At 72.2% G+C, this 25,409-nt stretch carries 20 protein-coding genes; 12 read left to right on the top strand and 8 right to left on the bottom strand.

What is annotated here, in order from left to right; genetic code table 11:
- Positions 1-7: 7 nt before the first annotated feature.
- Positions 8-1,120 (top strand): ATP-binding protein, encoded by a 1,113-nt coding sequence (locus ACWEJ6_RS07800; protein WP_358292378.1) that lies wholly within the window; start codon positions 8-10, stop codon positions 1,118-1,120.
- A complete protein-coding gene (locus tag ACWEJ6_RS07795) occupies positions 1,117-3,870 on the top strand; it encodes a DUF5682 family protein (RefSeq protein ID WP_452422223.1) in 2,754 nt (917 codons plus the stop codon). The genes ACWEJ6_RS07800 and ACWEJ6_RS07795 overlap by 4 nt, the downstream gene beginning before the upstream one ends.
- Positions 3,871-3,932: 62 nt before the next feature.
- Here ACWEJ6_RS07795 and ACWEJ6_RS07790 read toward each other — a convergent pair whose 3' ends face one another.
- The 4 genes from ACWEJ6_RS07790 to ACWEJ6_RS07775 all read right to left on the bottom strand — a co-directional run bounded on the left by ACWEJ6_RS07790 (position 3,933) and on the right by ACWEJ6_RS07775 (position 9,125).
- Positions 3,933-5,192: a lamin tail domain-containing protein gene (locus ACWEJ6_RS07790; RefSeq protein ID WP_452422221.1), complete on the bottom strand. Its 1,260-nt coding sequence runs from the start codon at positions 5,190-5,192 to the stop codon at positions 3,933-3,935.
- 122 nt (positions 5,193-5,314) lie between these two features.
- On the bottom strand, positions 5,315-6,781 hold the full coding sequence (hpaE, locus tag ACWEJ6_RS07785; protein ID WP_397160441.1) for a 5-carboxymethyl-2-hydroxymuconate semialdehyde dehydrogenase: 1,467 nt from the start codon (positions 6,779-6,781) through the stop codon (positions 5,315-5,317).
- Complete coding sequence (gene dapA / locus ACWEJ6_RS07780; RefSeq protein WP_352352622.1) at positions 6,781-7,692, bottom strand: 4-hydroxy-tetrahydrodipicolinate synthase; 912 nt, start codon at positions 7,690-7,692, stop codon at positions 6,781-6,783. The genes hpaE and dapA overlap by 1 nt, the downstream gene beginning before the upstream one ends.
- A gap of 20 nt (positions 7,693-7,712) precedes the next feature.
- Entirely contained in the window at positions 7,713-9,125 is a 1,413-nt protein-coding gene (locus ACWEJ6_RS07775; protein WP_452422218.1) for a fumarylacetoacetate hydrolase family protein, read from the bottom strand.
- Positions 9,126-9,286: 161 nt separating this feature from the next.
- On the opposite strand from ACWEJ6_RS07775, the gene hpaD reads away from it, so the two are divergent.
- From hpaD to ACWEJ6_RS07755, 4 genes are all read left to right on the top strand, one after another.
- Positions 9,287-10,147, top strand: a complete 861-nt coding sequence (gene hpaD / locus ACWEJ6_RS07770) for a 3,4-dihydroxyphenylacetate 2,3-dioxygenase (protein ID WP_452422216.1) — start codon at positions 9,287-9,289, stop codon at positions 10,145-10,147.
- 14 nt (positions 10,148-10,161) lie between these two features.
- Positions 10,162-10,917 (top strand): alpha/beta fold hydrolase, encoded by a 756-nt coding sequence (locus ACWEJ6_RS07765; RefSeq protein ID WP_452422214.1) that lies wholly within the window; start codon positions 10,162-10,164, stop codon positions 10,915-10,917.
- Complete coding sequence (locus tag ACWEJ6_RS07760) at positions 10,914-11,579, top strand: GntR family transcriptional regulator (protein WP_358292395.1); 666 nt, start codon at positions 10,914-10,916, stop codon at positions 11,577-11,579. The genes ACWEJ6_RS07765 and ACWEJ6_RS07760 overlap by 4 nt, the downstream gene beginning before the upstream one ends.
- 71 nt (positions 11,580-11,650) lie before the next feature.
- Positions 11,651-12,238, top strand: a complete 588-nt coding sequence (locus ACWEJ6_RS07755) for a TetR/AcrR family transcriptional regulator (protein ID WP_352329644.1) — start codon at positions 11,651-11,653, stop codon at positions 12,236-12,238.
- Between the two features lie 72 nt (positions 12,239-12,310).
- Here the strand turns inward: ACWEJ6_RS07755 and ACWEJ6_RS07750 are convergent, their stop codons facing one another.
- Entirely contained in the window at positions 12,311-13,300 is a 990-nt protein-coding gene (locus ACWEJ6_RS07750; protein WP_452422211.1) for a methyltransferase, read from the bottom strand.
- Positions 13,301-13,514: 214 nt separating this feature from the next.
- Between ACWEJ6_RS07750 and ACWEJ6_RS07745 the strand changes: the two genes are divergently transcribed.
- From ACWEJ6_RS07745 to ACWEJ6_RS07730, 4 genes are read left to right on the top strand one after another with little or no spacing between them, the layout of a single operon-like run.
- Entirely contained in the window at positions 13,515-15,251 is a 1,737-nt protein-coding gene (locus ACWEJ6_RS07745) for a dipeptide ABC transporter ATP-binding protein (RefSeq protein WP_452422209.1), read from the top strand.
- Between the two features lie 57 nt (positions 15,252-15,308).
- Positions 15,309-16,913 carry an ABC transporter substrate-binding protein gene (locus tag ACWEJ6_RS07740; protein ID WP_387672889.1) on the top strand — a complete coding sequence of 535 codons (1,605 nt, stop codon included), beginning with the start codon at positions 15,309-15,311 and terminating at the stop codon, positions 16,911-16,913.
- Between the two features lie 9 nt (positions 16,914-16,922).
- A complete protein-coding gene (locus tag ACWEJ6_RS07735; RefSeq protein WP_352329439.1) occupies positions 16,923-17,867 on the top strand; it encodes an ABC transporter permease in 945 nt (314 codons plus the stop codon).
- Complete coding sequence (locus ACWEJ6_RS07730; protein WP_452422207.1) at positions 17,864-18,775, top strand: ABC transporter permease; 912 nt, start codon at positions 17,864-17,866, stop codon at positions 18,773-18,775. The genes ACWEJ6_RS07735 and ACWEJ6_RS07730 overlap by 4 nt, the downstream gene beginning before the upstream one ends.
- Positions 18,776-18,901: 126 nt before the next feature.
- Here ACWEJ6_RS07730 and ACWEJ6_RS07725 read toward each other — a convergent pair whose 3' ends face one another.
- Entirely contained in the window at positions 18,902-19,873 is a 972-nt protein-coding gene (locus ACWEJ6_RS07725; protein WP_387672895.1) for an aldo/keto reductase, read from the bottom strand.
- Between the two features lie 113 nt (positions 19,874-19,986).
- Between ACWEJ6_RS07725 and ACWEJ6_RS07720 the strand changes: the two genes are divergently transcribed.
- Entirely contained in the window at positions 19,987-20,733 is a 747-nt protein-coding gene (locus tag ACWEJ6_RS07720) for an SDR family NAD(P)-dependent oxidoreductase (protein WP_452422204.1), read from the top strand.
- A gap of 40 nt (positions 20,734-20,773) precedes the next feature.
- On the opposite strand, the gene ACWEJ6_RS07715 is transcribed toward ACWEJ6_RS07720, so the two are convergent.
- Together ACWEJ6_RS07715 and ACWEJ6_RS07710 are read right to left on the bottom strand one after the other, a co-directional pair.
- Positions 20,774-22,732, bottom strand: a complete 1,959-nt coding sequence (locus tag ACWEJ6_RS07715; RefSeq protein ID WP_452422202.1) for a serine/threonine-protein kinase — start codon at positions 22,730-22,732, stop codon at positions 20,774-20,776.
- Between the two features lie 121 nt (positions 22,733-22,853).
- Positions 22,854-24,215, bottom strand: coding sequence for an amidohydrolase (locus ACWEJ6_RS07710; RefSeq protein WP_452422200.1), 1,362 nt, complete (start codon positions 24,213-24,215; stop codon positions 22,854-22,856).
- 83 nt (positions 24,216-24,298) lie between these two features.
- Here ACWEJ6_RS07710 and ACWEJ6_RS07705 point away from each other — a divergent pair, with 83 nt between their 5' ends.
- Positions 24,299-25,402, top strand: coding sequence for a zinc-binding dehydrogenase (locus ACWEJ6_RS07705; RefSeq protein ID WP_397160416.1), 1,104 nt, complete (start codon positions 24,299-24,301; stop codon positions 25,400-25,402).
- Positions 25,403-25,409 lie beyond the last annotated feature (7 nt).

Genomic DNA, 25,409 nt, shown 5'->3' with positions numbered 1-25,409 from the left:
CCCGACCATGAGTGACATGCTGCGCGCCCCCGCAGAGGTGAAGTACGCCGACGAGCTCGACTGGCTGGAGTCGGTCGACGACGGCCCCAAGCCGTTCTCGTGGCGGCTCAGCCCGCGCATGATCCGCATCTTCATCCTCGGCTCCGAGCGCTCCGACGGGCTCGACCGCGAGATCCCGCAGAAGTGGTTCGGTGACCGCAGCTTCGTCGAGCGCAGCATCGTGACGCTGGCCTCCGACCGCGGCCTGCTGCTGATCGGCGACCCCGGCACGGGCAAGAGCTGGCTGGCCGAGCTGCTGTCCGCGGCGATCAGCCGCAACTCCACGCTGGTCGTGCAGGGCACCGCGGGCACCACCGAAGACCACATCAAATACTCGTGGAACGTCTCGATGGTCATCGCCAAGGGCCAGTCGCGCGAGTCGATGATCCCCTCGCCGATCATGAACGCCATGGAGCAGGGCGTGATCGGCCGTTTCGAGGAGCTGACCCGCTCGACCAGCGACGTCCAGGACGCGCTGATCTCCATCCTGTCGGAGAAGTACGTCTCCATCCCCGAGCTCGACGACGACAACATCGTCTTCGCCCAGCCCGGCTTCTCGATCATCGCCACCGCCAACAGCCGTGACCGGGGCGTCAACGACCTGTCCTCCGCGCTCAAGCGCCGCTTCAACTTCGTCCGCATCCCGGTGGTGACGAACAAGAAGAGCGAGGCGGAGATCGTCCGGTTCCGTACCGAGGAGCTGCTGCGCCGGCACCAGATCGAGCTCGACCTGCCGCCCACGCTGCTGGACATCCTGCTGCAGAGCTTCGCCGACCTGCGGGCCGCGGCCGCCTCGGCGACCAGCGACGACGAGAAGCTGGAGTCCGCGCTGTCCACGGCCGAGCAGATCGGCGTGCTGGAGGACGCCATCCTGCACAGCCACTTCTTCGGCGACCGCACGCTGCGCCCCGAGACGCTGGCCGGTTCGCTGGTCGGCTCGCTGGCCCGGCGCAGCCCGGAAGACCTGGCCATCCTCAACAAGTACTGGCACGGTGTGGTCGAGCCGCGCAGCAAGAAGGACGGCGGCCCGTGGCAGGACTTCCTCGAGGGCGGCCGCCAGGCCATCTCCACCCTGTCATGAGCCTCTTCCAACCGCTGAAGGATCAGCTCAGCGAGGCCGCCGCGGCCTTCGCGGGCGACGGCGCGGTGTCGTCCATCCTCACCGGCATCGTCGAGGACGTCGACCGGGCGCTGCGCGAGGAGCTGGAGATCTTCCCGGTCTGCCACCACTCGCCGGCCTCGGCGCTGGCCATGGTGCGCCGCCTGCGGGAGAAGCAGCCCAAGGTCATCTACCTGGAGCTCTGCGAAGACCTGGCACCGCTGCTGACCGAGCTGCGCAACTGCCGGCTCCCAGTGGCGCTCCAGGCGTTCGCGACCGACCTCGACGGCTTCCCCAAGGGATCGGGGCCGCTGAGCGTGGTGGCCCCGATCACCGAGGCGTCGGCCGAGTACCAGGCCATCTCGTACGCGCTGGAGACCCCGGGCGTCGAGCTGGTGCTGGTCGACCGCTCGGCCGACCACGTCTTCCAGTGGCTGCCGCGCGAACGGGAGGAGCCGGCGAAACCGGGGGAGGAGGCCGGCCTGCACGGCGACGCCGTCGGCGTGGAGATCGGCGACCTGAGCCCCCGCTTCGCCGAGCTGGAGGAGCACCTGCTCCACCACGGCAAGGTCCGCCACTGGTCGGAGTGGTGGGACCAGTACGTCGAGCAGCCGCTCTCCGGCGCCGACTACGACACCTACCGCCAGGTCATGGTCCTCATCGGCAGCCTGTTCCGCCGGTTGCGCCCCGACGACGACCGGCTGGCCGGCGACGAGGAGCGCGAGCGCTACATGTGGACCAGGATGCGCGAGCACCTGTCCGCCTCGGGCGCCGACCCGGCCGACTGCCTCTACGTCTGCGGCGCCTTCCACGCCGCCAGCCGCGTCGAGCAGTTCGGCCTGGCCGCCACGGCCCCGTACGAGATCGGCCCCCGCACCGCGACCCGCTGGCTGTACGGGCTGATCCCCTCCAGCCACTCGGCCATCGAGGCGCAGTTCGGGCTGGCCTCGGGGTCGGTGTCGATCGCCGCCGCCACCTGGGCCAAGGCGGTGACGCGGAGCAAGCTGACCCCGTTCCAGCTCAGCGGGCAGAAGGGGGCCAGGAAACGGCCGGTCAAGCTGCCCGCGCCCGCCGCGCCGGCGCAGGTCACCGACCGGCTGACCGGGTTCCTGTCCAGGCCGCCGACGCTCGACGCGCTCGACGAGGCCGAGCTGCTGGGCTGGAGCGTCGACATCGTCCGGCTGGCCCGGCGCAACGGCTACCTCGCCAGCACCGCCGACGCCATCGCGGTGTTCGAGACGTCGATCCTGCTGGCCGGCATGCGCAACCGGGCCAGGCCCACGCCGTACGACTTCCAGGACGCGGCGGTCACCTGCATCGAGAAGGACGTCGTGCCGGGCCGGCGCGACGTGCGGCGCCTGTGCGAGATCCTGCTCGGCGGCGACCGCATCGGCTCGGTCGGCTACGACGCGCTGCCGCCGCTGGCCCAGAACGTCTACGACCGGCTGCGGCCGCTCGGCGTCGACTTCGACAAGCGCACGATCCAGCGGGCGCTGCTCGACCTGCACTCCGACCCGGAGCTGCGGCCCTGCTCCGACCTGCTGTGGATGCTGCGCTTCGTGCTGCCCGCCGACGCGGCCCGGCCGATCATGGGCGAGCGCAAGCTCGGCGAGCGGGCCATCCAGGAGAGCTGGGACCTCGCGCTCGGCCGCAACCAGCGGGCCATCATCGAGCTCGGCTACGAGGGCGTCACCATCGAGCAGGTGGTCGAGCAGCGGCTGCGGCGCGCGGTCTGGGAGCCCGACGCCACCGCCGCCGTGGCCCTGGCCGCCGTCGAGGACGCCATCCTCTACCTGGGCGGCGGGCGCGTCGCCGACGAGCTGGGCGCGCGGGCGGTGGAGCTGCTGGCCGGCGAGCGCGGCGTCGACGACGCGCCCGACGTGCTGCGCCGCATCCGCCGCCTGCTGGCCTACTACCGCACCGCCGAACCCACGCTGCCGGCGTGGTGCGAGGCGTTCGTGACCGAGGGGTACGCCCACTACTGCACCCTGCTCCCGACCGCGTTCGTCGAGGACGACACCGGGGTGCGGCAGGTGTCGGCGATGCTCGGGTTCCTGTTCACGATGGAGGGGCTGGCGCTGGCGCTCGGGTGCGACCGGGCGCAGCTGGAGATCGCGGTGCGGCAGTCGCATCCGGAGGCGCCGGCCAAGGTGGCGCTGCTGTGGGCCGCCCAGCACCTGCTGGGGCTGCTGCCGCTGGCCGAGCTGCGGTCGCGGTGCGACGAGCTGCTCGGCAACCCGCTGGTCATCCCGTCGTTCCCGCAGTACATCACCGGGTTCGTGCAGGCGATGGAGCCGGCTCCGGCGCTGTCCGGGTTCGTGGTGGAGGTGATCTCCAAGGCGTTCGGACGGCTGCCCGACCAGGTGCTGCTGCCGTGGCTGCCGAAGCTGATCACGACGCTGCGCGACCAGGCGGGCGAGCTGATGCCGGTCCTCGTCCGGGAGGCCGGGCGCACGTTCCCCGGCAGCCTGACGGCGGTCGACGCCTGGACACCGCCGTGGGCCAGGACGCCGGCGGCCGCGCCGAAGGCGGCGCCCGCGGTCGCGTCCGGGCCGGTCGCCGAGCTGCTGGCGGGACATCCGGCGGCGTGCGACGCGGTGGCGGAGCTGCTGGGCTGTGAGGGCGGCTGGCAACAGCCCGCCTCCGCCGCCGGGCCCGGGAACCGCGAGGTCGAGACCCTCCTCACCGACCACCCCGCCACAGCCGCCGCCCTGGCGACCCTCCTCGCCTGACGGCCCCCGCCCCGAGCGCCGGAACGCCGGTGCTCGGGGTCGGGTTTCCCGGCGGGGGATGGTCAGCGGCCGAAGCAGATGGTGTGGCCGGGGTGGACGTGGTCGGGTTTGTAGGCGGCCTGGTCGATCGTGACGCCCTCGGGGGACACGAGCAGGATGGTCTCGCCCTGGTTGCGGAGCTGTACCCGGCCGTCGAGCACGACCTGCAGCACGCCACCGCCCGCGAGCACCCCGGTCAGCTCCATGCGCCCGCCCGCCGAGTCCGCCAGCCGCCACCCGCCGAGGTCCACGGACCGTCCGGTGACGTTGAGGAGGGTGACCGTCTCGTGCCCCCGGTCGGCCCCGACCGGGTCGGGCAGCGCGGCCACGATCAGCACGTCCCCGGTGGACGGCGGGCGCGCGACGACGGGCGCGCCGGGCGGCGCCGGGTCGGGGCTGATGACGAAGTCCTCGGGCCAGGCCGTGAGCTGGATCTGGCTGCCCGAGGCCCGGATCACGTCGTGCAGGTTGCCGTGTTCGAGCCGGTCCAGCAGGAACACCGCGTCGTCCCGGTTGACGGGGTCGGCCCGGAGCCAGGCGTCGAAGCCGTCCAGGTTCGCCGCCCCGGTCGCCAGATAGGGCACCAGCCGGCGGAACAGCTTCGGCCACATGACGAGCCCGGTGAGCGCCTCCAGCGAGGCGACCTCGGCGGGGCCGTCGGGGTCGGCGGCCGAGCGCGGCCAGATGCCGGTGGGCGACGCCGCCGCCCTGGCCGTGCGCGACACGCCGGCCAGGTGCGTGCGCAGCGTCGCGGGCAGCGTGGCGTAGAAGGCCGGGTACGTCAGCCCGGCGGCCAGCAGTTCGGCGTTCGCGGACGTGTCCACCAGCGCCTCGTCGAGGAACACGGCCTGCCCGTCGGGTCCGGGGTGCTCGCCGGTGAACACGAACCCGATCAGCCGGCCGTTGGCGTCGATGCCGTTGCTGAGGACGTGCCCGCGCAGCTCGTCCTGGTCGGCCGACTGGACCTTGTTGGGCAGGTCGTCGAAGAAGCGCACGTTCGTGAAGCCGAGCAGCCGCAGCAGCTCGTCGCGGGCGGCGTTCGCGCCGGTCAGCTCCTGGTGGGTGTCCTGGAAGTGGGTCTCCAGGGCGTCGATGGCCTCCAGGCGGACGGAGATGCCACGCGCGCCGAGCTCCGGCGGCCGTCCGGACGGCCGGGCCAGCCCTTCGACCAGCGCGGGCGTGTCCGGCCTGAACTTGATCGTGTCGCCGTCGGGCTCGGGGCCCTGCCGGGGAAGGTCCGGGTAACGGATCACGAAACTGCCGCGCAGAAGTGTGTAGCTCATTGGGTACCCCCCAAAGATGGCCATCACCGCCCTATCGGCCATCGGGAGCGTAACTCCGCGCACTTCCCGGCGTCCACGTCCCACGCCGGACCGGGGAGCGGCCCGGCGCGGGACGTGCCGGCTCAGGCGGCGCCGAACCGGGGGATCGGCAGGTCCTCGGTGGCCAGGTGCACGATGTGCGACTCGGTGTAGACGTCGATGCTGTGCCGGCCGCCCTCCCGGCCCACGCCGCTGGCCTTCACCCCGCCGAACGGCGTGCGCAGGTCGCGCACGTTCTGGGAGTTGACCCAGACCATGCCCGCCTCGATCGACTGGGCCAGCCGGTGCGTCCGGCGCAGGTCGTTGGTCCACAGGTACGCCGCCAGGCCGTACCGGGTCGCGTTGGCCAGCTCCACCGCCTCCGTCTCGGTGGAGAAGGGCGTCACGCAGACGACCGGCCCGAAGATCTCCTCCTGGAAGATCCGCATGTGCGGGGCCACGTCGGCGAACACCGTCGCGGCCAGGAAGTTGCCCGCCGTCAGGTGCTCGGGCCGGGAACCGCCGGCGACCAGGCGGGCGCCCTCGCGCGAGCCGAGCTCGACGTACTCCATGACCCGCTCGTAGTGCTCGGGGTGGATGAGCGCGCCCAGCTCGGTGGCCGGGTCGCCGGGCGCGCCGACGCGTACCCGCGCGGCCCGCTCGGCCAGCCTGGCCACGAACTCCTCGTACACGGTGTCCTGGACGAGGATCCGCGAGCTGGCCGTGCAGCGCTCGCCGTTCAGCGAGAAGACGCCGAAGACGGCCGCGTCGAGCGCCCGCTCCAGGTCGGCGTCCGCGAAGACGAGCAGCGGCGACTTGCCGCCCAGCTCCATCGACAACGTCTTCAGCGACGACGCGGCGTTGCGCATGATGGTCTGCCCGGTGCCGCTCTCGCCGGTGAAGGAGATCACCGGCACGTCGGGGTGGGCCACCAGCGCCGCGCCCGCGTCCTCGCCGATGCCGTGGACGAGGTTGAACACGCCCTCGGGCAGCCCGGCCTCCTCCATGATCTCCGGCAGCAGGCTCGCCGACGCCGGTGACCACTCGGCCGGCTTGAGCACCACCGGGCAGCCGGCCGCCAGCGCCGGGGCCAGCTTCCAGGTCTCCAGCATGAACGGCGTGTTCCACGGCGTGATCAGCCCGGCCACGCCGACCGGCTTGCGCACGACGTAGTTGAGCTGCGCGGAGCCGACGCGGTAGACGTCCTCGCCCATGGTGGTGATCACGTCGGCGAAGAAGCGGAAGTTGTGCGCCGCGCGGCGGGCCTGGCCGCGGGCCTGGGTGATCGGCAGGCCGGTGTCCCGGCACTCCAGCGCGGCGATCTCGTCGTCCCTGGACTCGATGGCCGCCGCGACCGCGCGCAGCGTGCCGGCCCGCTGCTCGGCGGGCATCGTGCTCCACGGGCCGTCGGTGAACGCCTTCTGGGCGGCGGCGACGGCCGCGTCCACGTCGGCCGCGCCGCCCGCGGCCACCTCCAGGTACGGCTCGTTCGTGGTCGGGTCGAGCGCGGTGAAGGTCGCACCGGACTGGCTCGGGACGTGCCGGCCGCCGATGTAGTGCTCCAGTTTCATCAGGCGACTCCCTCGCTCTGTGCCAGTAGTTCGTTGATCCGGGCGATGCCGGGCTCGGTGGGGGTGATCAGGGGGGCTCGTACGTGGCCGGAGGCGATCAGGCCGCGCTGTTCCAGCACCCACTTGGCGGGGGCCGGGTTCGTCTCCACGAACAGCAGCTCGACCAGCGGGTGCAGCGAGTAGTGCAGTTCCAGCGCGGTCGCGTGGTCGCCGGCGGTGTACGCCTCGTACATGCGGGCCACGGTCTTCGGCGCGAGGTTGGCCGCCGCGCTGACGAAGCCGACGCCGCCGATGGCCAGCAGCGGCAGGCAGAGCAGCTCGATGCCGGACCACATGAGGAAGTCGCGCCCGCACAGGTTGAGCACGTGCGAGAAGTGCTCGAAGTCCTTGGTGGTCTCCTTGACGCCGACGATGTTGTCGTGGTCGCGGCGCAGCCTGGCCACGGTCGCGGGCGCGATGTCGACGGCTGTGCGCGAGGGCACGTTGTAGATCACGATCGGCAGCGCGGGGAACTCCGCGGCGACCGTGGCGTACCAGCGGTAGAGGGCTTCCTGGGTGGGACGGGCGTAGTAGGGCGTGATGACCAGGGCGGCGTCGGCGCCCAGGCGCTCGGCCTCGGCGGTCAGCCGCAGCGTCTCGTCGAGCTTGGCCGAGCCGGTGCCGGGCAGGAACGGCACCCGGTCGGCGGTCTCCTCGGCCACCACGGCCATCGCCGCGACGCGCTCCTCGACGGACTGGGCGCCGGGCTCGCCGGTGGACCCGCCGGTCGAGATGCCGTGCGAGCCCTGGTCGAGCTGCCAGCGCACCAGCGAGCGCAACGAGTCGAGGTCCAGCGACCCGTCGGCGGCGAACGGCGTCACCACGGGGGCGATGGATCCGCGGATGGTCGACGGATCCGAGCGGAACTTCATGGATTCTCCTTCTTGGGGGGTCAGCGCTGCTGCTCGTACGCCTCGCGCCAGGCGCCCTTCAGCGGGTAGAGGCCGTCGATCGAGGCGCCCTCGCGGACGCGATCGAGGATGAAACGCTCCTCGTCCTCCTGCCGGGCGGCGTCCCGGGCGACCTCGGCGACCAGCGCGGGCGGGATGACGACGACCCCTTCCGCGTCGCCCACCAGCACGTCGCCTGGGCACACCAGCACGCCGCCGCAGTCCACCGGCACCTGCGAGTCCATCGGGACGTGGCGGCGGCCGAGCACGGCGGCGTGCGCGGCGCCGTAGTAGGAGGGCAGGTCGAGCGAGGCGAAGGAGGGGCTGTCGCGCAGCCCGCCGTCGGTGACGACGCCGGCCGCGCCGCGGCGCAGGGCGCGCATGGCCAGGATGTCGCCCAGCGTGCCCGCGCCGTGCTCGCCGCGGGCGGAGATGACCAGCACCTCGCCCGGCTGGAGCTCCTCGACGGTGCGCTTCTGCGCGTTCATGCCGCCGCCGCGCTCGGCGAAGACGTCCTCGCGCAGCGGCAGGTAGCGCAGGGTGCGCGCGACGCCGATCATGCGCAGGTCGGGACGGGCGGGGCGGACGCCCTCGATGAAGTGGTGGTCGATGCCGCGCGCGCGGAGCTGGGAGGAGAGCGTCGCGGTGGAGACCGAGCGCAGCGCGGCGACGACCTCCGGGGTCAGCGGGCCGGGGTCAGGGGCGGGGACGGGTCGGGCGGCGCCGTACGCGGCGGCCCTGGTCGCCTCGCTGACCTGGGGCTGGACGCCGTACGCCGCGGGGGGATCCTGGCCGGCGACGACCTCGTTGCGCAGCCGGGCCGTGCCCGCCAGCTCGACCTCCACCACGTCGCCGGGCCGGACGACGGTCGAGCCCGCCGGGGTGCCGGCCAGGATCAGGTCGCCGGGCTCCAGCGTCATGTACCGGGACAGGTCGGCGACGAGCAGGTCGAAGCCGAACAGCAGCTCGTCGGTGCACGCCTCCTGGGCGAGCTCGCCGTTGACGTAGGTGCGCAGCCACAACCGTCCGGGATCGGCTCCGGTGAGCAGCTCCGAGCCGACCGGCGTGAACCCGTCCTGGCCCTTGGCCCGCAGGTTGGAGCCGAGGTCGGCGTGCTTGAAGTCGTAGACGCCGAAGTCGTTGGCCGCCACGTACCCGGCCACGTGCTCCAGCGCGCGCCCGGGGGAGACGCGATGGGCCCAGCTGCCGACGAGGATGCCGATCTCGCCCTCGAACGCCAGCAGCTCGCACCCTTCGGGACGCACCACGGGCCGTCCGGACCAGGACAGGGACGTCGGCGGCTTGAGGAAGTAGGAGGGGACGGCAGGGACGCGACCGCGCTCGGCGGCCCGGCTGCGGTAGTTCAGATGGACCGCGACGATCTTCCCTGGTGACAGTCCGAGAGGGTGTCCCACCTCGTCTCCTTCCAAATCATATACGACATCATTTATGTTATGGCATGTGGAACAATATCGACATACCCCCTCAGATGCCTACATGATGCTCATCACGTCATCAGTGGAGAGGAGAGTGCGGATGATGGTTCAGACCGCCCAAGCAGGCCGGGAGTGGCGTGATGGGTGAGATCGTGCTGGCCGCCAAGATCACGCATGTGCCGTCGATCTGGCTGTCGATCCAGCCCGGCAAACACTTCGGCATCCGCCGTCCCGCGGAGCTCGCCCTCACCGAGGTCGGCAGGCGAGCGCGCGAGCGCGGCGCGGACACGTTCCTGATCGCCGACACCCATTGGATGAACAGCATCGGCTTCCACCTCAACGGCAAGCCGCGCCACCAGGCCACGTACGTCAGCCATGAGTTGCCGCACTTCATCCACGACCTCGCCTACGACTACGCGGGCGATCCCGAGCTGGCCGAGCTGATCCGCGAGGAGATCGTCGCGGGCGGCCAGAAGGCCCGCGTGCACACCTACCAGGACCTGGGCCTGGAGTACGCCACACTCGTGCCGATGTACTTCATGAACCAGGAGTCCGACATCCGGGTCCTGCCCATCGGCTGCAACATCTACTCGACCGTCGAGGAGAACCGGCGGATCGGCGAGGCGCTGCTGCGGGCCGTGCTTCGCAGCGACAGGAAGGTGGCCTTCCTGGCCAGCGGGTCGCTCTCGCACGCCTTCCCGCCCAACGAGATCGCCGAGTCGCTGCTCGACGACGTGAGCAGCGAGCTGAACCGCAAGGTCGACCACGCGGTGCTGGAGATGTGGGACGAAGGGCGCATCCCGGAGTTCCTCGACATGCTGCCGGACTACAACGAGCGGTGCACCGGCGAGGGGGCGATGGCCGACACCGCCATGCTGTTCGGGCTGCTGGGCTGGCGCGAGTACACCGGGCGCGGCGAGCAGCTGTGCCCGTACTTCGGCAGCAGCGGCACCGGCCAGGTGGTCGTCGACTTCCCCGTACCCGCCCACCACACGAGATGAAGGAGCCGGCGCACATGACGGCCGTACAGACGTTCACACCCGACCGGCCCGCCGGGGCGCCGCCCGTGCTGCTGCTGCACGGGTTCGCCTCCAGCGGGCGGCAGGACTGGGTGGAGACCGGGATCGCGGCGGAGCTGGCCGCGGCCGGGCGCGTGGTCGTCGTGCCCGACCTGCCCGGTCACGGTGAGAGCCCGGTTCCGGACGGGCCGGCGGGCGCGCCCGAGATCGCGGCCGCGCTGCTCGCCCTGGCCAGCGACGGGCCGCTCGACGTGGTGGGGTACTCGCTCGGCGCCCGGCTCGCCTGGGAACTGCCGGAGCTGGCCCCCGATCGGGTGCGCGCGGTCGTGCTGGGCGGGCTCAGCCCGTTCGAGCCGTTCGCCGCGCTGGACGTGGCGGCGCTGCGCGCGGCCGTCGCGGGCGGCGAGCCGGGCGACCCGATGACCGGCATGATCGCGGCGATGATCGCGGGCGCCTCCGGCGGCGACCCCGAACGGGCCGCCGGGCTGGTCCGGCTGGTCGAGGGCCTGCGCGGCACGCCGTTCGAGCCCAAGGGCTGGGCCGGGCGCACGCCGCCGGTGTTCGTGGCGGGCGCGCAGGACATGATGACCTCCGGCATCGAGAACGTCGTCGCGCTGGTCCCCGGCGCCCGGCTGGTCACCGTCCCCGGCGACCACCGCGGCGCGCTGGCCGGGCCGGAGTTCCGCGCCGTCCTCGGCGAGGCGCTCCGGGCAGCGTCCGGCGCCGGGCTCGACCCGGCCTCCGGCACGTGACCAGCACCGGCGGAGTCGCGTCGAAGGCGGAGCTCAGCTACGAGATCCTGCGTTCGCGCATCCTGGACGGCACCTACGGCCCCGGCTACCAGCTCGTCATGGACCGCCTCGCGCGGGAGATCGGCGTCAGCACGATCCCCCTGCGCGAGGCGCTGCGCCGCCTGCAGTCCGACGGGCTGGTGGAGGTCGTGCGCAACGTCGGCGCCCGCGTCGCGGTCTTCGACGCGGCGCAGGTGCGGCACACGCTGGAGGTGCTGGCCCGGCTGGAGGGGTACGCGACCGCCGTCGCGGCCCCGCGCATGGGCCCGGCGGACGTGGCGCGCTCCCGCGAGATCAACGCCCGGCTGTTCCAGGCGCTCGACTCCTTCGACCCCACCGCGTTCACCGCGCTCAACCGCGCCTTCCACTTCTCGGTCTACGAGCACTGCGACGACGAGCACCTGAACTTTCTGCTGGAGGCCGAATGGACCAGGCTGGACCACATGCGGCGCTCGGTGTTCGGCTACCTGCCGGGCCGGGCCCGCCGTTCGGTCGAGGAGCACGAGCACCTGCTCGACCTCATCGCCGGGGGAGCCGACCCCGCCGAGATCGAACGGCTGGCCTGCGCGCACAAGACGAACACCGCCGGCGCCCTCTATGACGTCCGGGTCACCCACGGCTAACGATCGGGTCATACCCTCCCGGCATTTTGTCCTACACTGGTAGACGAAACGCCGTACGGAGGGGTGCCCGCATGCCCAAGATCATCGACCACGACCAGCGTCGCAGCGACATCATCGACGTCACGTGGGACCTGATCACGAAGGGGGGCATCGAGGCGGCCACCATGCGCGAGATCGCGAACGCGGCGGGCTTCGCCAACGGCGCGCTCAAGCACTACTTCCCCGGCAAGGAAGACATCATCGAGGCGACGTACGAGCGCGCCCTGGCCATCGTGACCAGCTACGTCAAGCTCGACGGCCGCCGCGGGCTGGGCGCGCTGCGCGAGATGTGCGAGGCCGCGATGCCGATCGACGAGGAGCGCATCACGGCCGGCCGGGTGCTGCTGATCTTCTGGCAGACCTCGCTGACCAACCCCAAGCTGTACGACAAGTACCTGGAGCACCTGCGGGCCTGGCGCGGCATGCTGCACCGGCTGATCGAGGAGGGCCGCGCCGACGGCGACATCCGCACCTCGATCCCCGACGAGCAGCTCGTGGACGAGCTCGTGCTGCTCAACGCAGGGGCCAACGTGATGAGCCTGGTCGGCCCGCAGTTCTCCACGGTCGAGCTGCAGAAGCGCCACCTGGAGTCGTTCTTCGACCGCATCTCCCGGCCCTGACCCGCGCGTTCCGGCCCTGATCCGCGCGTTCCGGCCCGCGCCGCCACCTGGGCGGCGCGGGCCGCGTCGTGCTCAGACCGCTTCGGCCACGATGACGCGCGGGCTGCCCGGCAGGGCCAGCTTGTCCACCGGCTTCCAGGCGGCCTCGTCGAGCCAGGCGCGCACCTGCGACTCCTCGTAGACGACGGTCCCGTCGATCACCAGGTACTCCCCGGCGTGCAGCGCGTCGATGGCCCGCTGCTCGGCGTCGTCGTCGAGGAAGAAGTCGAGCAGCAGCAGCCGCGCCCCCGGCGCCGCCGCCGCGCGGGCGTTGCGCAGGATGGCCCGGTTCTGCTCGACGCCGAAGCGGTGGATGACGTGGTTGACCATGACCAGGTCGTACGGGCCGGCGGGCGTTGCCGTGTCGGTCGGGACGCCGGTCACCTCGGCCCGGTCGGCGAACCCGGCCTCGGCCACCTGCTGGGTGATGGAGTCGGCGAAGGTCGGGTCGTACACGAAGGAGGCCCGCAGCCCCGGGTTGGCGCGCAGGGCCTCGAAGGCGAAGGCGCTGGACAGGCCGCCCAGGTCCAGGAGGCTGCGGAAGCCGGTGAAGTCGAACGCGCCGCCCAGCATCCTGGCGTGCAGGCTGTTGTACGTCATGACCCCGGCCATGAACGTGCCCCACCGGTCGCCGGAGGTGTCCAGGACGCCCGGCTCGGTGGTGTCCACGGTCGTGTCGAACTGCAGCCAGTGGCCGTAGCTGATCTGGTTGAGGAACGTGAGGAACGGCCCGAGGTCGAGCTCGGACGACTTCCGCCCGGCCAGGTAGCCGGCCGCGTCGGCGCCGAGGGCGTACCGGCCGTCGGTCCTGGTCAGCAGGCCGAGCCCGGCCATGCTGTCGGCCAGGATGCGGGCCATGCGGGGGGTGACGCCAGTGGCCGTCGCGATCTCCCCGGCGCTGCGCTCGCCGTCCGCGAGCGCCTCGAACAGCCCGATGCGGCTGGCCGCGAAGAGCTGCTTGGCGCCCATGTAACCGGTGGCGATGGCGACGATCGGATCCGGCGTGGGGGAAGGCGTGGACATGGTCAAGGCCCTGCCCTTTCTGTATTGTCTACGAATGTAGACGTTCACCATAGACCCTCTGTCTACGAACGTGGAATAACCGTTGACAGTAGGGGACCCCTCTGTCAACCTTTGTAGAACTATCTGGCTCGAACATGGCTTTTCGGCAGCTCAGTGTGGGTTTGCGTGCCCCACTTCGAGCACGGGACCGGTGCCTGGAATGGAGCTCTCGCGCATGTCGCTGCTCAACCTGACGGATCTGACCATCGGCGTCACCCGGGAGGACGCCGAGCCCCAGGAACTCGTCCACCGGCTCACCCTCGACGTCGCCTCCGGGCAGACGCTCTGCGTGGTGGGGGAGTCGGGCAGCGGCAAGACCGTGACGGCGCTGTCGATCATCCGCCTGCTGGAGTTCGTGGCCCCGGCCTACACCGAGGGCACGATCGAGGTCGGCGGCGTGGACGTCACGCGGCTGAGCGCCGAGGGCATGCGCGCCTACCGGGGCGCCCGGATCGGCATGATCTTCCAGGAGGCCCTGGACTCGCTCAACCCCGCCCAGCGCGTCGGCGCGCAGCTCATCGAGGGCTACCGGCCCGAGGGCGCGCTGCCCCGGCAGGCGCTGCGCCGGGGGAGCCGGCTGCGCCGCGAGGCCGAGGCCAAGGCCAGGAGCCTGCTCACCGAGGTCGGGCTGGCCGACACCGATCGGATCATGGCGCTCTATCCGCACCAGATGTCCGGCGGCATGCAGCAGCGCGTGATGATCGCCATGGCGCTGATGTCCGACCCCGACGTCCTCATCGCCGACGAGCCGACCACCGCCCTCGACGTGACCACGCAGGCCGAGATCCTGGCGCTGTTCCGCCGCGTGCAGCGTGAGCATCGGACCGCCTGCGTGTTCATCACCCATGACATGGGCGTCGCCGCCGAGATCGCCGACCGGATCGCCGTCATGTACCGGGGCAGGCTGGTGGAGGTCGGCGACAAGATGGACATCCTCCGCAAGCCTACGCATCCGTACACCAAGGCGCTGCTGGAATGCGTGCCACAGCTGGGTGTCAGCCGCCGTACCGGATTCCCGACGATCTCGGAGACCAGGCTGCGGGCCGCGACCGAAGCCGACGGCGTGCCCGCCGGCGGGAGCGTGACCGAGACGCCGGCGCTCGGCGACGAGCCGGCGCCGGTGACCGGCACCCCGCCCCTGGTCATCGAGGACGTCACCAAGGTCTACCGGATCGGCCGCCGGGCGAGCGTGCGCGCGGTCGGCGGCGTCTCGCTGGAGATCGCGCCCGGCGAGTTCTTCGGCCTGGTCGGCGAGTCCGGCTCGGGCAAGACGACGCTCGGCCGCATGGTCAGCGCCCTGGAACGGCCGACCTCGGGCAGCATCTCCTTCGGCGAGCACCGCATCACCGAGGCGGGGCTGCGCGGCGACGAGCGCGCCTTCCGCCGCGCCACCCAGCTGATCTTCCAGGACCCGCAGAGCTCGCTCGACCCCCGGCACACCGTGGCGCGCATCATCGCCGAGCCGCTGCGCGAGCTGACCCCGCTGCGCGGCGCGGACCTCGACCGGCGGGTGGCCGAGCTGATCGACGAGGTCGGCCTGCCCGCCGACTGCGCCCGCAAGCTGCCCTCGCAACTGTCCGGCGGCATGCGCCAGCGCGTGTCCATCGCGCGCGCGGTCGCCGCCGAGCCGAAGCTCATCGTCGCCGACGAGCCCACCTCCGCCCTCGACGTCTCCGTCCAGGGCCAGGTCATGAACCTCCTCCTGCAGCTGCGCCGCTCGCACGGCATCAGCTTCCTGTTCATCACGCACAACCTCAGCCTGGTGCTGTCGGTGGCCGACCGCGTCGGCGTGATGTACAAGGGCGACCTCGTCGAGGTCGGCGCCCCGGAAACCATCGCCTCCTCCTCCACCCACGAGTACACGCGCCGACTCCTGGCCGCGAACCCCGACTTGTCGGCATACGTGGGATAGCCCCGGGCCGACCTTCTCCTTCTGTCCCCCCTTTTAGAGCAAGAGCGAGAACCCATCATGAACGTGCTCAAGAGCCTGAGGGCCGGGCTCGTCTCCGCCGCCGCGGCGAGCGCCCTGCTGCTCTCCGGCTGCGCGGGCGGCGCGACGTCGTCCTCCTCGTCCTCCTCCGCCGACGCCGGCACCCCCGTACGCGGCGGCGACCTCGTGGTCGCGGTGCCGACCGACCCGCAGTCGCTGGACATGGTCGCCAACCCCGGCCAGGTCACCGCCCACATCGGCAACATGCTGTACGAGAAGCTCTTCGAGGTCGACAAGACCTTCGCGGCCAGGCCGATGCTGGTCGACACCTACAAGCGCAGCGACGACCGGCTCACCTACACCTTCGAGCTGCGCGCCGGTGTCACGTTCCAGGACGGCGCCCCGCTCACCGCCGCCGATGTGGTCGCCAGCCTGGAGCGCTGGCTGAAGAGCCACGTCACCGGCCAGCAGGTGGCCGCCGACGTCAAGAGCCTCAAGGCCACCGGCGACCGCACGGTCACGCTGGAGCTGAAGAAGCCGCGTTACCCCCTGATCGACGAGCTGGCCAGCCCCGGCGCGGAGATCTACGAGGCCAAGAACCTCAAGGACGTGCCGGCCACCGGCTTCGCCAAGGAGGGCGCGGTCGGCACCGGGCCGTACAAGCTGAAGAGCTGGGACATCGGGCAGCAGGTCGTGCTGGAGCGTTACGACGGCTACAAGTCGCGCGCCGAGGAGGACTGGGGCGGCCAGGCCGGCGCCAAGCACGCCTACCTCGACACGGTCACCTACAAGGTCGTCGCCGACCAGGACGCCGTGGTCAACGGCCTGCAGACCGGCCAGTGGGCGCACGCCATGCCGGGCGACGACCAGTACACCCCGCTGAAGAACAACCCCGCCGTGGTCGTGTCGAACCTGGCCGGGGCCAACCAGAACGTGCTGATCCCCAACTTCAACAAGGGCTCCAAGTTCTCCGACGTGCGCGCCCGGCAGGCGCTCAACCTGCTGATGGACAAGCCCGCGCTGAACGCCGCCACCGGCGGCGGCCCCGACCTCACCGTCGAGGTGGGCGCGCTGGTCTCGCAGGACAACAAGGGCCTGTACTCCACCGCCGGCGACGACGTCTACAAGCAGCACGACCCGAACCGGGCCAAGGAGCTGTTCGCGCAGGCCGGCGTCAACGCCGGGGACACCGTGCGGATCCTGACCTCCAGCAGCTACCCGCAGTTCAGCCAGTGGGCGGTGCTGCTGCAGGACCAGCTCTCCAAGATCGGCATCAAGACGAAGATCGACACCTACGACTTCCCGACGATGCTCGGCACGATCACCAAGGACCCCGGCGGCTGGGACGTCACCACCCTGTTCTTCAACGCCGCGCTCACCTCGCCCTCGCAGATGCCCGCGCTGACCCTCGGGGCGTTCAACGGCTCCGGCTCGCCCGAGATGGCCAAGCTGATCGAGGACTACAACGCCGCGACCTCCCCCGAGACCGCCAGGACGCTCATGGACCAGCTCCAGGCGTTCGTGTGGCAGCAGCTCCCGGTCATCACGATCAGCCAGTCGAAGCTGTACGCCGCCTACTCGCCCAAGCTCAAGGGGTACGACACGTTCTACCGCGTGTTCTGGAACTCCTGGCTGCGGAAGTGAGGGGGGAACATGGCGGGACTCCTGCTCCGGCGGCTGCGTGACCTGGTCGTCATCCTGCTGATCGTGGGCACGATGATGTTCTTCGTCATCCGCCTGATCCCGGGGGACCCGGCCATCGCCATCCTCGGCCCGACGGCCAGGCCGCAGGACGTCGAGGCGCTCCGGCAGAGCATGGGCCTGACGGGCTCGCTGTGGGAGCAGTACCTGAGCTGGCTCGGCAACGTGGCGGGCGGCGACTTCGGCTCGTCGATCACCTACCACGCGCCGGTGGTGGGGGTGGTGGCCGAGCACTTCGTCCCGACGCTGACCCTGGCGGTGCTCAGCACCGTCCTCAGCTTCGTCGTCGCGGTGCTGGTCACCTCGTGGAACGCGGTCTCGCCGCGCAACCCCGTGGCCCGCGCGCTCAACCTGCTCTCCTCGCTCGGCATGGCGATCCCCGACTTCTGGATCGCGCTGATCCTGGTGCTGGTGTTCGCCGTGTCGCTGCGCTGGTTCCCCTCCAGCGGGTACGCCGACCTCTTCGCCGATCCGGTCGCCGGGGTGCCGATGCTGGTGCTGCCGGTGGTGTGCCTGGTCATCGGGCAGTCGGCGCTGTTCACGCTGACCCTGCGGGAGAGCGTGCTCGGCGAGCTGCCGCAGACGTACCTGCGCACCGCGCGGGTCAAGGGCCTGTCGGAGCGGCAGGTCATGCTCAGGCACGTGCTGCCGAACGCGCTCATGCCGCTGATCACCCAGCTCGGCAGCAACTTCGCGATGATGGTCGGCGGCATCGTGATCATCGAGTCGATCTTCGTCATCCCCGGGCTGGGCTCGTTGCTCATGGGCGCGGTCTCGACCCGGGACTTCCCGCTCGTCCAGGGCGTGACGCTGTTCGTCGCGCTGATGTTCGTGGTCGTCAACCTGGTCGTCGACCTGTCCTACGCCCTCCTCGACCCCAAGGTGCGTGTTTCGTGACTTCCGAGGCCGTCGCCGGGCGCGTCGGGACGGCCGGGCGGCCCTCCGCGGCCTCCCGCGCCTGGCGCCGCAACCGGGTGCTGATCACCGCCACCGCGCTGCTCGTCCTCGTCGTGCTGGCCGTCGTGCTGCTGCCGGTGTTCCTGCCGGACGCGAACGCGACCGACCCGGTGCACCGGCTGCTGCCGCCCTCGGCCGACCACCTGCTCGGCACCGACTCCTACGGCCGGGACGTGCTGAGCCGCCTGGTCTCCGGCGGCCGGGCCTCGCTCGGCCTCTCGGCGCTCATCACGCTCTGCGCGGCGTTCACCGGCATGGTGATCGGCCTGGTCAGCGGCTTCTACCGGACCGTGGACGCGATCGTCATGCGGATCATGGACGCCTGGATGTCGTTCCCGGCGATCATCCTGGCCATGGCGCTGGCCATCGGGCTCGGCGCCAGCATCTGGACCGAGCTGATCGCGCTGACGGTCATCTTCACGCCGTTCACGGCCCGGGTGATCCGCAGCCGGGTGCTCGGCGTGGCGGCGCGGCAGTACATCGGGGCGGCGCGGGTGTCCGGCATGCGGCCGGCGAAGATCCTGTTCGTGCACGTGCTGCCCAACGTGCTGCCGCTGGCGCTGGTGCAGGTCGTGATCCTGTCGGCCTCGGCGATGCTGGTGGACGGCGCGATGAGCTTCCTGGGGCTGGGCATCGCGCCGCCCACGCCGACGTGGGGCAACATGATCGCCGAGGGGCGGTCGTACCTGACGCAGGCGCCGTGGCTGATCGTGCTGCCGGGTGCGGCGATCATGTCCTGCGTGCTGCTGCTGAACCTCATCGGGTCGAGCATGCGCAACGTGGTGGACGCGCGCGCTCGGTCGATGAGCGACCTGCAGAAGCTGCGCACCCGCCGTCCGGCACAGTGACGGCACTGTGACGGCGGGCGCGCGCGGGGACCCCGGCGATCGCCGCCGGGCGTCCCCGCGCCCGCGTCAAAAGCTCCCGACCCGGCAAGTCGCAGGTCAGTGGCTCCCGGCCCGGCGAGTCGCAGGTCAGGGGGTCCAGACGCCGTCGGCGCGCACGTCGCGGTCCAGCCACAGGTCGGCCAGGGCCGCGCGCACCTGCGGGCCGTGCTCGCTCCACAGCCGCAACGCGCCCAGGTTGTCCTCCAGCTGGGCCATCCTGCTCACCCCGAACAGCACGTTGGCCACCGCCGGATGCTCCAGGCAGAACACGATCGCGACCTGGGCGGGCGTCGCGCCGAACTCGTCCGCGACCCGGGCGACGGCGTCGGCGGCCTGCCTGACGGCCTCCCGGATGCCGCCCGGGTCCGCGCCGATCTTCCGTTCGGGGAACTTCCTGCCCACCAGGATGCCGCCCTCGAAGACGTCGCTGGCCTGCAGCGCCAGCGCCCCGGAGGCGAAGTGCCGGCCGTAGAAGCCGCCCTCGGCCATCGAACGCCGGGCGATGCTGTACTTGAGCTGGGCGAAGCTCGGCGGCGTCAGGCCCTCCTCGGCGGCGAAGCTCAGCGCGAGGTCGACGTCCTCGGCGATCCAGTTGTTGACGCCCCAGCTCGTGAAGCGGCCGGCCGCGATCTGCTCGGCGACGTCGGTCACGATCCGCCGGATGTCGGGTCGCTGCAGGTAGTCGCCCACCACGACGGTCTCGGCGCTCTCGACGCCGACGCGGTCGAAGCTGACGTCGAGCTGCTCGCGGAAGCCCGTGCGCGGGTACTCCCACAGCCACAGCTTGCCGCAGAGCTGCCAGTCGTCCCGGCTCGCGCCGGCCTCGCGCACCGCCCGGCCGAAGATGAGGTCCGTACGGGCCTGCTCGGCGTGCGGGCCCATGTTGTAGTGGGCGACGTCGAAGAGCGTCACCCCGGCGTCGAGCGCCGCCCTGATCAGGGCCACCGCGTCGCCGAACTCCATGCGGTCCCAGGTGTTCCAGGAGCCCAGCCCGAACAGGGACGTCGTCGTGCCGCCCGGTCCGAGGCGCCGTGCCGGAACCCGCTGTGTGTCGCTCACGTCGATCCACTCCTGCCGGATGAAGCTTTTTTTGTCTACGCTTGTATAATAATAAACCCAGGACGCCCGCGCAGCCCCGTCTGCGAAGGCCCGCACCGAACAGGAACCCCCACATGAGCGAACCTGTCGTTCCCAGGAACGTCCTCGTCACCGGCGGCGCGAGCGGCATCGGCCGCGGCGTCGCCGAAGCCTTCGCCGCGGCGGGCGATCGGGTCGTCATCGCCGACCTCGACGAGGCGCGGGCCAGGGCGGTCGCCGCCGAACTCGGCGCCCACCACGTCCAGGTGGACGTCGGGGACGCCGCCTCCGTCGAGTCCGCCGTCGCGGCCGTCGCCGCCGAGCACGGCGACATCGGCGTGCTGGTCAACAACGCCGGGCACACCGCGGGCGGCGGCCCGCTCATCGGGCTCGACGTGGACGTCTTCGACGCCTGCGCCCGGGTCAACTTCCGCGGCACGTTCCTGATGACCCGGGCCGTCGGGGCGCACATGGTGCAGCGGGGCGTCCGCGGCTGCATGGTCAACATCTCCTCCATCGGCGCCCGCCAGCCCACGCCCGGCCTCGGCCACTACGAGGCCACCAAGGCCGCCATCGACGCCCTGACCCGCTCGGCCGGCATCGAGCTCGCCCCCCATGGCATCCGCGTGAACGGCGTCGCCCCCGGGCCGGTGCTCACCCCGATGACGGCCATGTTCGCCACCGACGACGCGGCCAGGAAGGCGTGGGAGGCCCGGATCCCGCTGGGCTCGATCGCCCAGGTGGCCGACATCGTCCCCGCGGTGCTCTTCCTGGCCTCCGACGGCGCCCGCCACATCACCGGCGTCAGCCTCCAGGTGGACGGCGGCCAGCTCCTGGCCTGACCCCGTGGCCGCCGGGACCGGACGCGATCGGCCCCGGCGGCTACGCGGGCGCGACGATCCCGCCGGTCCGCCAGCGGGAGTAGGTCGAGGTGAACGTCGAGGTGAGCACGTCGTACCGCCAGGTCAGGACGAACGCCTTGGGACGGTTGCGCTGGTCGAGATCGAGGTGCCAAAGGATCGTGGTCTCCTTGAGCCGGCTCTCCTCCCATTGGGCCATGTCCAGCAGCTCGCTCTTGAGCGTGTCGGGAGCGTCGGGCGTGCGGAGGGCGCCGGAGTAGCGGCGGCCCGCCCTGCTCACCTGCCCGGTGGCGGACACCAGGTTCAGGACGACGCCGACGCCGCCCGTGGCGACGATCATCTTGAGGTAGTCGACGACGACACGTTCGGAATCGGTGGGCACGCGTTTCCGACCGATGTAGACCGTGTCGCCCGCGTCGGAGAGGTACGTCACGTCCGGGCTCTGTCCTCCCAGATCCGGCCCGGTGATCCGCAGCGCGAAGTCGCAGGAGCGGGAGGGCAGGTCCGACTGGAAGCGGAGCCTTCCCCTTGCGTCCGCGGCGAAGGAACTCTGGGACAGCCCGCCGGAGAAGGACAGGTCCGCCATCTGGGTCACCGTGACCGCGGTCTCCACCGCCATGGCGAGCGCTGTCGGGTCGGCGGGCGGGGGCGGGGTCGGGGGATCGCTCTCGTGGGCAGGGGAACGCGTGGCGGACGCGGCGGGCGTCCCGGAGGCGGCCGGCGTCCCCGAGCCCGTTGGCGTTTCCCCCGGTGACGAACCGCCGGACGCGCCCGGACTCGCCGTCCCGCCATCCGCCGCACTCGTCGCCCCCTTGGCCGCCGGGCTGCCCGTGTCTCCAGGGCCGCCGGTAGGCAGCCGTCGCCACCACAACACCCCACCGGTCAGCGCGGTCCCCGCCAGCGCCGCTCCCGCGCCCAGCAACCCACGCCGCGAAAACCCGCCGGCACCGCCCTGCCCCCGGCCGCCTTCGGCCCCCGTCCCGGTCCTCTCGCCCTCACTCCCGGTCCCGACCACGGCGACGCTGTCGCCACCGGCCCCGGCGCTGTCGCCGCCGGGTTCGGGGCCTTCGTCGCCGGAGGGGGGAGCGGCGGCGCGGGCGCCCGCGCCGAGGGCTTCCAGCTCGCCGGGCGCCATCTCACCGCCCTCCGCCGCGCCTGTCGCCGCGGGCCCGCGTTCGGTCGCGTCCGGCGTCACGGGGGCGGGTGGGGAGGAGGTCGGCGGGGGGAGGGCGGGGGTGGGGTCGCCCAGGAGGTGGAGGAGGAGGGAACGGGCCGTGGGGCGGGCGTCGGGGGGTTTGGCGAGGCAGTGGGACACGATCGAGCGGAGCGGTTCCGGCAGGTCGCCGAGGTCCGGTCGCTCGTGCAGGATGCGGTACGCCACCGCCGCGAAGGGCGACGTCCCGAACGGGGGACGCCCGGTGCCCGCGTACGTGATCGTCGCCCCCCACGCGAACACGTCCGAGGCCGGGCCGGCCGTCTGCCCGGAGAACTGCTCGGGCGACATGTACGGCGGCGTGCCCACCGCGCCGCCCCGGGTGGCCGTGGCGTCCGTGAGCCGGGCGATGCCGAAGTCGATCACGCGCGGCCCGTCCGGCCCGAGCAGCACGTTGCCCGGCTTGAAGTCCCGGTGGACGACCCCCGCCCGGTGGATGGCGGCCAGCGCGGTGGCGGTGCCGATGGCCAGCCGGGTCAGCGCGGCCCCGCGCAGCGGCCCGGCCGTCCCGACCGCGCCGTGCAGCGTCGGGCCCTCGATGTACTCGCTCGCCACGTACGGCGGGTCGTGGTCGAGGTCGGCCACCAGCACCCGCGCGGTGCAGAACTCGTCCACCTTGCGCGCGGCGGCCAGCTCCCGGGCGAAGGACCTGTCGATCTCCCCGGTCATGACCTTGACCGCGGCGCGCCCGCCGTCGGCGTCCTCGCCGAGGTAGACCACTCCCTGGCCGCCCTGCCCCAGCCGGCCGGCCAGGCGGAAGGAACCCATCTGCCGGGGATCTCCCGGACGAAGCGGACCGAAAGCCACGTAAGCCTCGCAAGATCGGGTGTGAGCCGAGAGTAACCCACGGGCCGGGCCGGTGGTGTGGGGGCCGCGTCACGACCGGGGATCAGTCCAGGGACACCCCTTCGCGCAGGTGGACGATCCGGCCCGCGGTCACGGTGGCGTCGACCGCGACCTGCGGCAGGTCCGCCGGCGCGACCTCCAGGGGGTCGCGCTCCAGCACGCAGAAGTCGGCGGCCTTGCCCCACTCCAGCGACCCCTTCCACGTCTCCGCGCCGTCCTGGACGGCGGGCGCCGTGGTGTAGCAGCGCAGCAGGCGGGCCATCAGCCGGGGGCGCGGCGCCCGCTCGCCGAGCAGCCCGCACGCCGCCGCCACCTGCGCCCGCCAGTCGGGCGTGGTCACCGGCCCGTCGCTGCTCAGGGTGAACGTCACCCCGCCGGCCAGCAGCTCCTGCAGCGGCCAGGCCGTCCCGGCGACCTCCGGGCCGAGCGCGCCGGCCACCCAGTCGGCGGTGGCCGCCGCGATCATCGGCTGCGTGGTGAGGCCCATGCCGAGCCCGGCCATGCGGGCGATCTGGGCGGGGTTCACCAGGTCGCCGTGGATGACGTAGTGCCGCCTCGCGGGCCCATGCTCGCCCGCCAGTTCAGCCACGGTGTCCACGAACGCGTCGATGGACCGGTCGCCGGTGGCGTGCACGCCGACCTGGAGGCCCGCGCGGTGCGCCAGCCGGATCATGGCGCGCAGGTTGTGCTCGCGCGCGGCGTCGTCCGCCCCCGCCACCAGCAGCGATCCGTGGCCGCCCGAGGTGTAGCGGTGGCAGGTCCAGGCCGAGCCCATGGGCGGGATGCCGTCGGCGAAGATCTTGAGCCCGGTCACGTTGAGCCAGGCGGGGTCGGTGCGGGGGAGGGGCGCGTCCAGGCCGGCGGCGACGTCCTCCAGGGTGCTGGGGCCGTCGAGGGTGCCGAACAGCCGCAACGCGGTCACCCGTGCCCGCAGCTCGCCCTCCTTCGCCAGCGTCGCGTAGGTGTCCAGGACGGCCTGCGAGAAGCAGCCGGTCTCGCCGTCGTCCTCGCCGGGGCCGAGGCCGGGCTCGGTGTAGCTGGTGATGCCGAGCGAGGCGCAGATCCGCCCGGCGCGCAGGATGGCGGCCCGCCTGGACTCCTCGTCGGCCAGCAGCCGGCCCTGGTGGGCGGACAGGCCGTTCTCGCTGATCAGCGTGTCCGGCCAGACCGCTCCCAGCCAGGCGGCGTGCAGGTGCGAGTCGTTGATGCCGGGCAGGACCGTGCGGCCGGCCAGGGAGAGCACCCGGGTGCCGGGGCCGGCGTGCGCCAGGGCCTCCTCGTCCGTGCCGACCGCCACCAGGCGGCCGGCGCGCGCCGCCAGGCCGCTCGCCCGCCCGTCGCGGGCGTCGAAGGTGAGCACGTTGCCGCCGACCGCCACGAGGTCCGCGTACTCGTCCGCTGACACCGGGTTCCTCCTGAGGGGCTGTAATTGTTTGTCAACGAGTGTAGATTAACCACACTTAACGGTCGAAAGCCACGAAGGTGACCATGCCTACGAGAACCGCCGCCGCCGTCCTCACCGAGCACGGCAAGCCCCTCAGCCTTCAGGACGTCCCGCTGCCCGACGCCGTCGAGCCCGGCGCCGCCCTGGTGCGCATCACGTGCACCACCCTGTGCGGCACCGACGTGCACCTGTGGGCCGGCCAGATGACGTTCCCCGGGATGCTGCCGATGATCCTCGGCCACGAGATGGTCGGCGAGGTCGTCGAGGCCGGGCCGGGCACCACCGACGCCCTCGGCCGCCCGATCGCCCCGGGCGACCGCATCGGCTGGTCGGAGTCCACCTGCGGCCACTGCTACGGCTGCGCGGTGCTGCGCCAGCCGGTCGCCTGCGCCAACCGCGGCTACGGCTTCACGCAGCGCGCCGACCGCCCCCCGTACGCCACGGGCGGCCTGGTCGAGTACTGCTACGTGACCCCGGGCGCGGCCAAGCTGCTGCTGCCCGCCGACGTCAAGGACACCTGGGCCTCGATGTCGGGCTGCGCGGCCAAGACCGTGCTGCGCGCCGTGGACCGGGCCGGCGGCATCAGGACCGGCTCGACCGTGGTGGTGCAGGGCGCGGGCGCGCTCGGCATCTTCGCCACGGCCGTCGCCAGGATCGCCGGGGCGGGCACCGTCATCACCGTGGGCGGCCCGGACGACCGGCTGGCCGCCGCCCGGCGCTTCGGCGCCGACGCGACCGTCTCGACCGACCTGGGCAAGGACGAGCGCGTCGCGCGGATCAGGGAGCTGGCCGGGGAGCGCGGCGCGGACTACGTGTTCGACCTGGCCGGCGCGCCCACCGTGGCCGAGGAGGCGGTCGCGGTGGCCGCCCAGCGCGGCACCGTGGTGATCGTCGGCTCCACCGGCTTCGAGCTCGCGCCCGTGCCGCTCGGCGCGGTCATGGGCAAGGAGCTGACCGTCGTCGGCTCGCTCAACGGCGACATCGCCGACTACCACCGCTCGATCGAGTTCTTCCAGACCTTCGCCGCCCGCATGCCGTGGGACGAGCTGTTCAGCGAGCCCGTCGGCCTGGCTCAGGCCACCGCCTGCGTCGAGTCGATGTCCAGGCTCGGCGAGATCAAGGCCGTCGTCGACCCCCGCCTGCCCTAGGAGACCT

This window comes from Nonomuraea sp. NPDC004702 (genome assembly GCF_053601695.1).
Note: the sequence above shows the minus strand (reverse complement) of the source record. Positions and strands in the feature narration are given on the sequence as shown.

What these genes read in the sequence shown, in the direction of transcription:
- ACWEJ6_RS07795 (WP_452422223.1), top strand. Translation starts at nt 1,117, where the DNA reads ATGAGCCTCTTCCAACCGCTGAAGGATCAGCTCAGCGAGGCCGCCGCG.
- ACWEJ6_RS07735 (WP_352329439.1), top strand. Translation starts at nt 16,923, where the DNA reads ATGGCGGGACTCCTGCTCCGGCGGCTGCGTGACCTGGTCGTCATCCTG.
- ACWEJ6_RS07705 (WP_397160416.1), top strand. Translation starts at nt 24,299, where the DNA reads ATGCCTACGAGAACCGCCGCCGCCGTCCTCACCGAGCACGGCAAGCCC.
- dapA (WP_352352622.1), bottom strand. Translation starts at nt 7,692, where the DNA reads ATGAAGTTCCGCTCGGATCCGTCGACCATCCGCGGATCCATCGCCCCC.
- ACWEJ6_RS07750 (WP_452422211.1), bottom strand. Translation starts at nt 13,300, where the DNA reads ATGTCCACGCCTTCCCCCACGCCGGATCCGATCGTCGCCATCGCCACC.
- hpaE (WP_397160441.1), bottom strand. Translation starts at nt 6,781, where the DNA reads ATGAAACTGGAGCACTACATCGGCGGCCGGCACGTCCCGAGCCAGTCC.
- ACWEJ6_RS07765 (WP_452422214.1), top strand. Translation starts at nt 10,162, where the DNA reads ATGACGGCCGTACAGACGTTCACACCCGACCGGCCCGCCGGGGCGCCG.
- ACWEJ6_RS07745 (WP_452422209.1), top strand. Translation starts at nt 13,515, where the DNA reads ATGTCGCTGCTCAACCTGACGGATCTGACCATCGGCGTCACCCGGGAG.
- ACWEJ6_RS07755 (WP_352329644.1), top strand. Translation starts at nt 11,651, where the DNA reads ATGCCCAAGATCATCGACCACGACCAGCGTCGCAGCGACATCATCGAC.
- ACWEJ6_RS07790 (WP_452422221.1), bottom strand. Translation starts at nt 5,192, where the DNA reads ATGAGCTACACACTTCTGCGCGGCAGTTTCGTGATCCGTTACCCGGAC.
- hpaD (WP_452422216.1), top strand. Translation starts at nt 9,287, where the DNA reads ATGGGTGAGATCGTGCTGGCCGCCAAGATCACGCATGTGCCGTCGATC.
- ACWEJ6_RS07715 (WP_452422202.1), bottom strand. Translation starts at nt 22,732, where the DNA reads ATGGGTTCCTTCCGCCTGGCCGGCCGGCTGGGGCAGGGCGGCCAGGGA.
- ACWEJ6_RS07740 (WP_387672889.1), top strand. Translation starts at nt 15,309, where the DNA reads ATGAACGTGCTCAAGAGCCTGAGGGCCGGGCTCGTCTCCGCCGCCGCG.
- ACWEJ6_RS07720 (WP_452422204.1), top strand. Translation starts at nt 19,987, where the DNA reads ATGAGCGAACCTGTCGTTCCCAGGAACGTCCTCGTCACCGGCGGCGCG.
- ACWEJ6_RS07800 (WP_358292378.1), top strand. Translation starts at nt 8, where the DNA reads ATGAGTGACATGCTGCGCGCCCCCGCAGAGGTGAAGTACGCCGACGAG.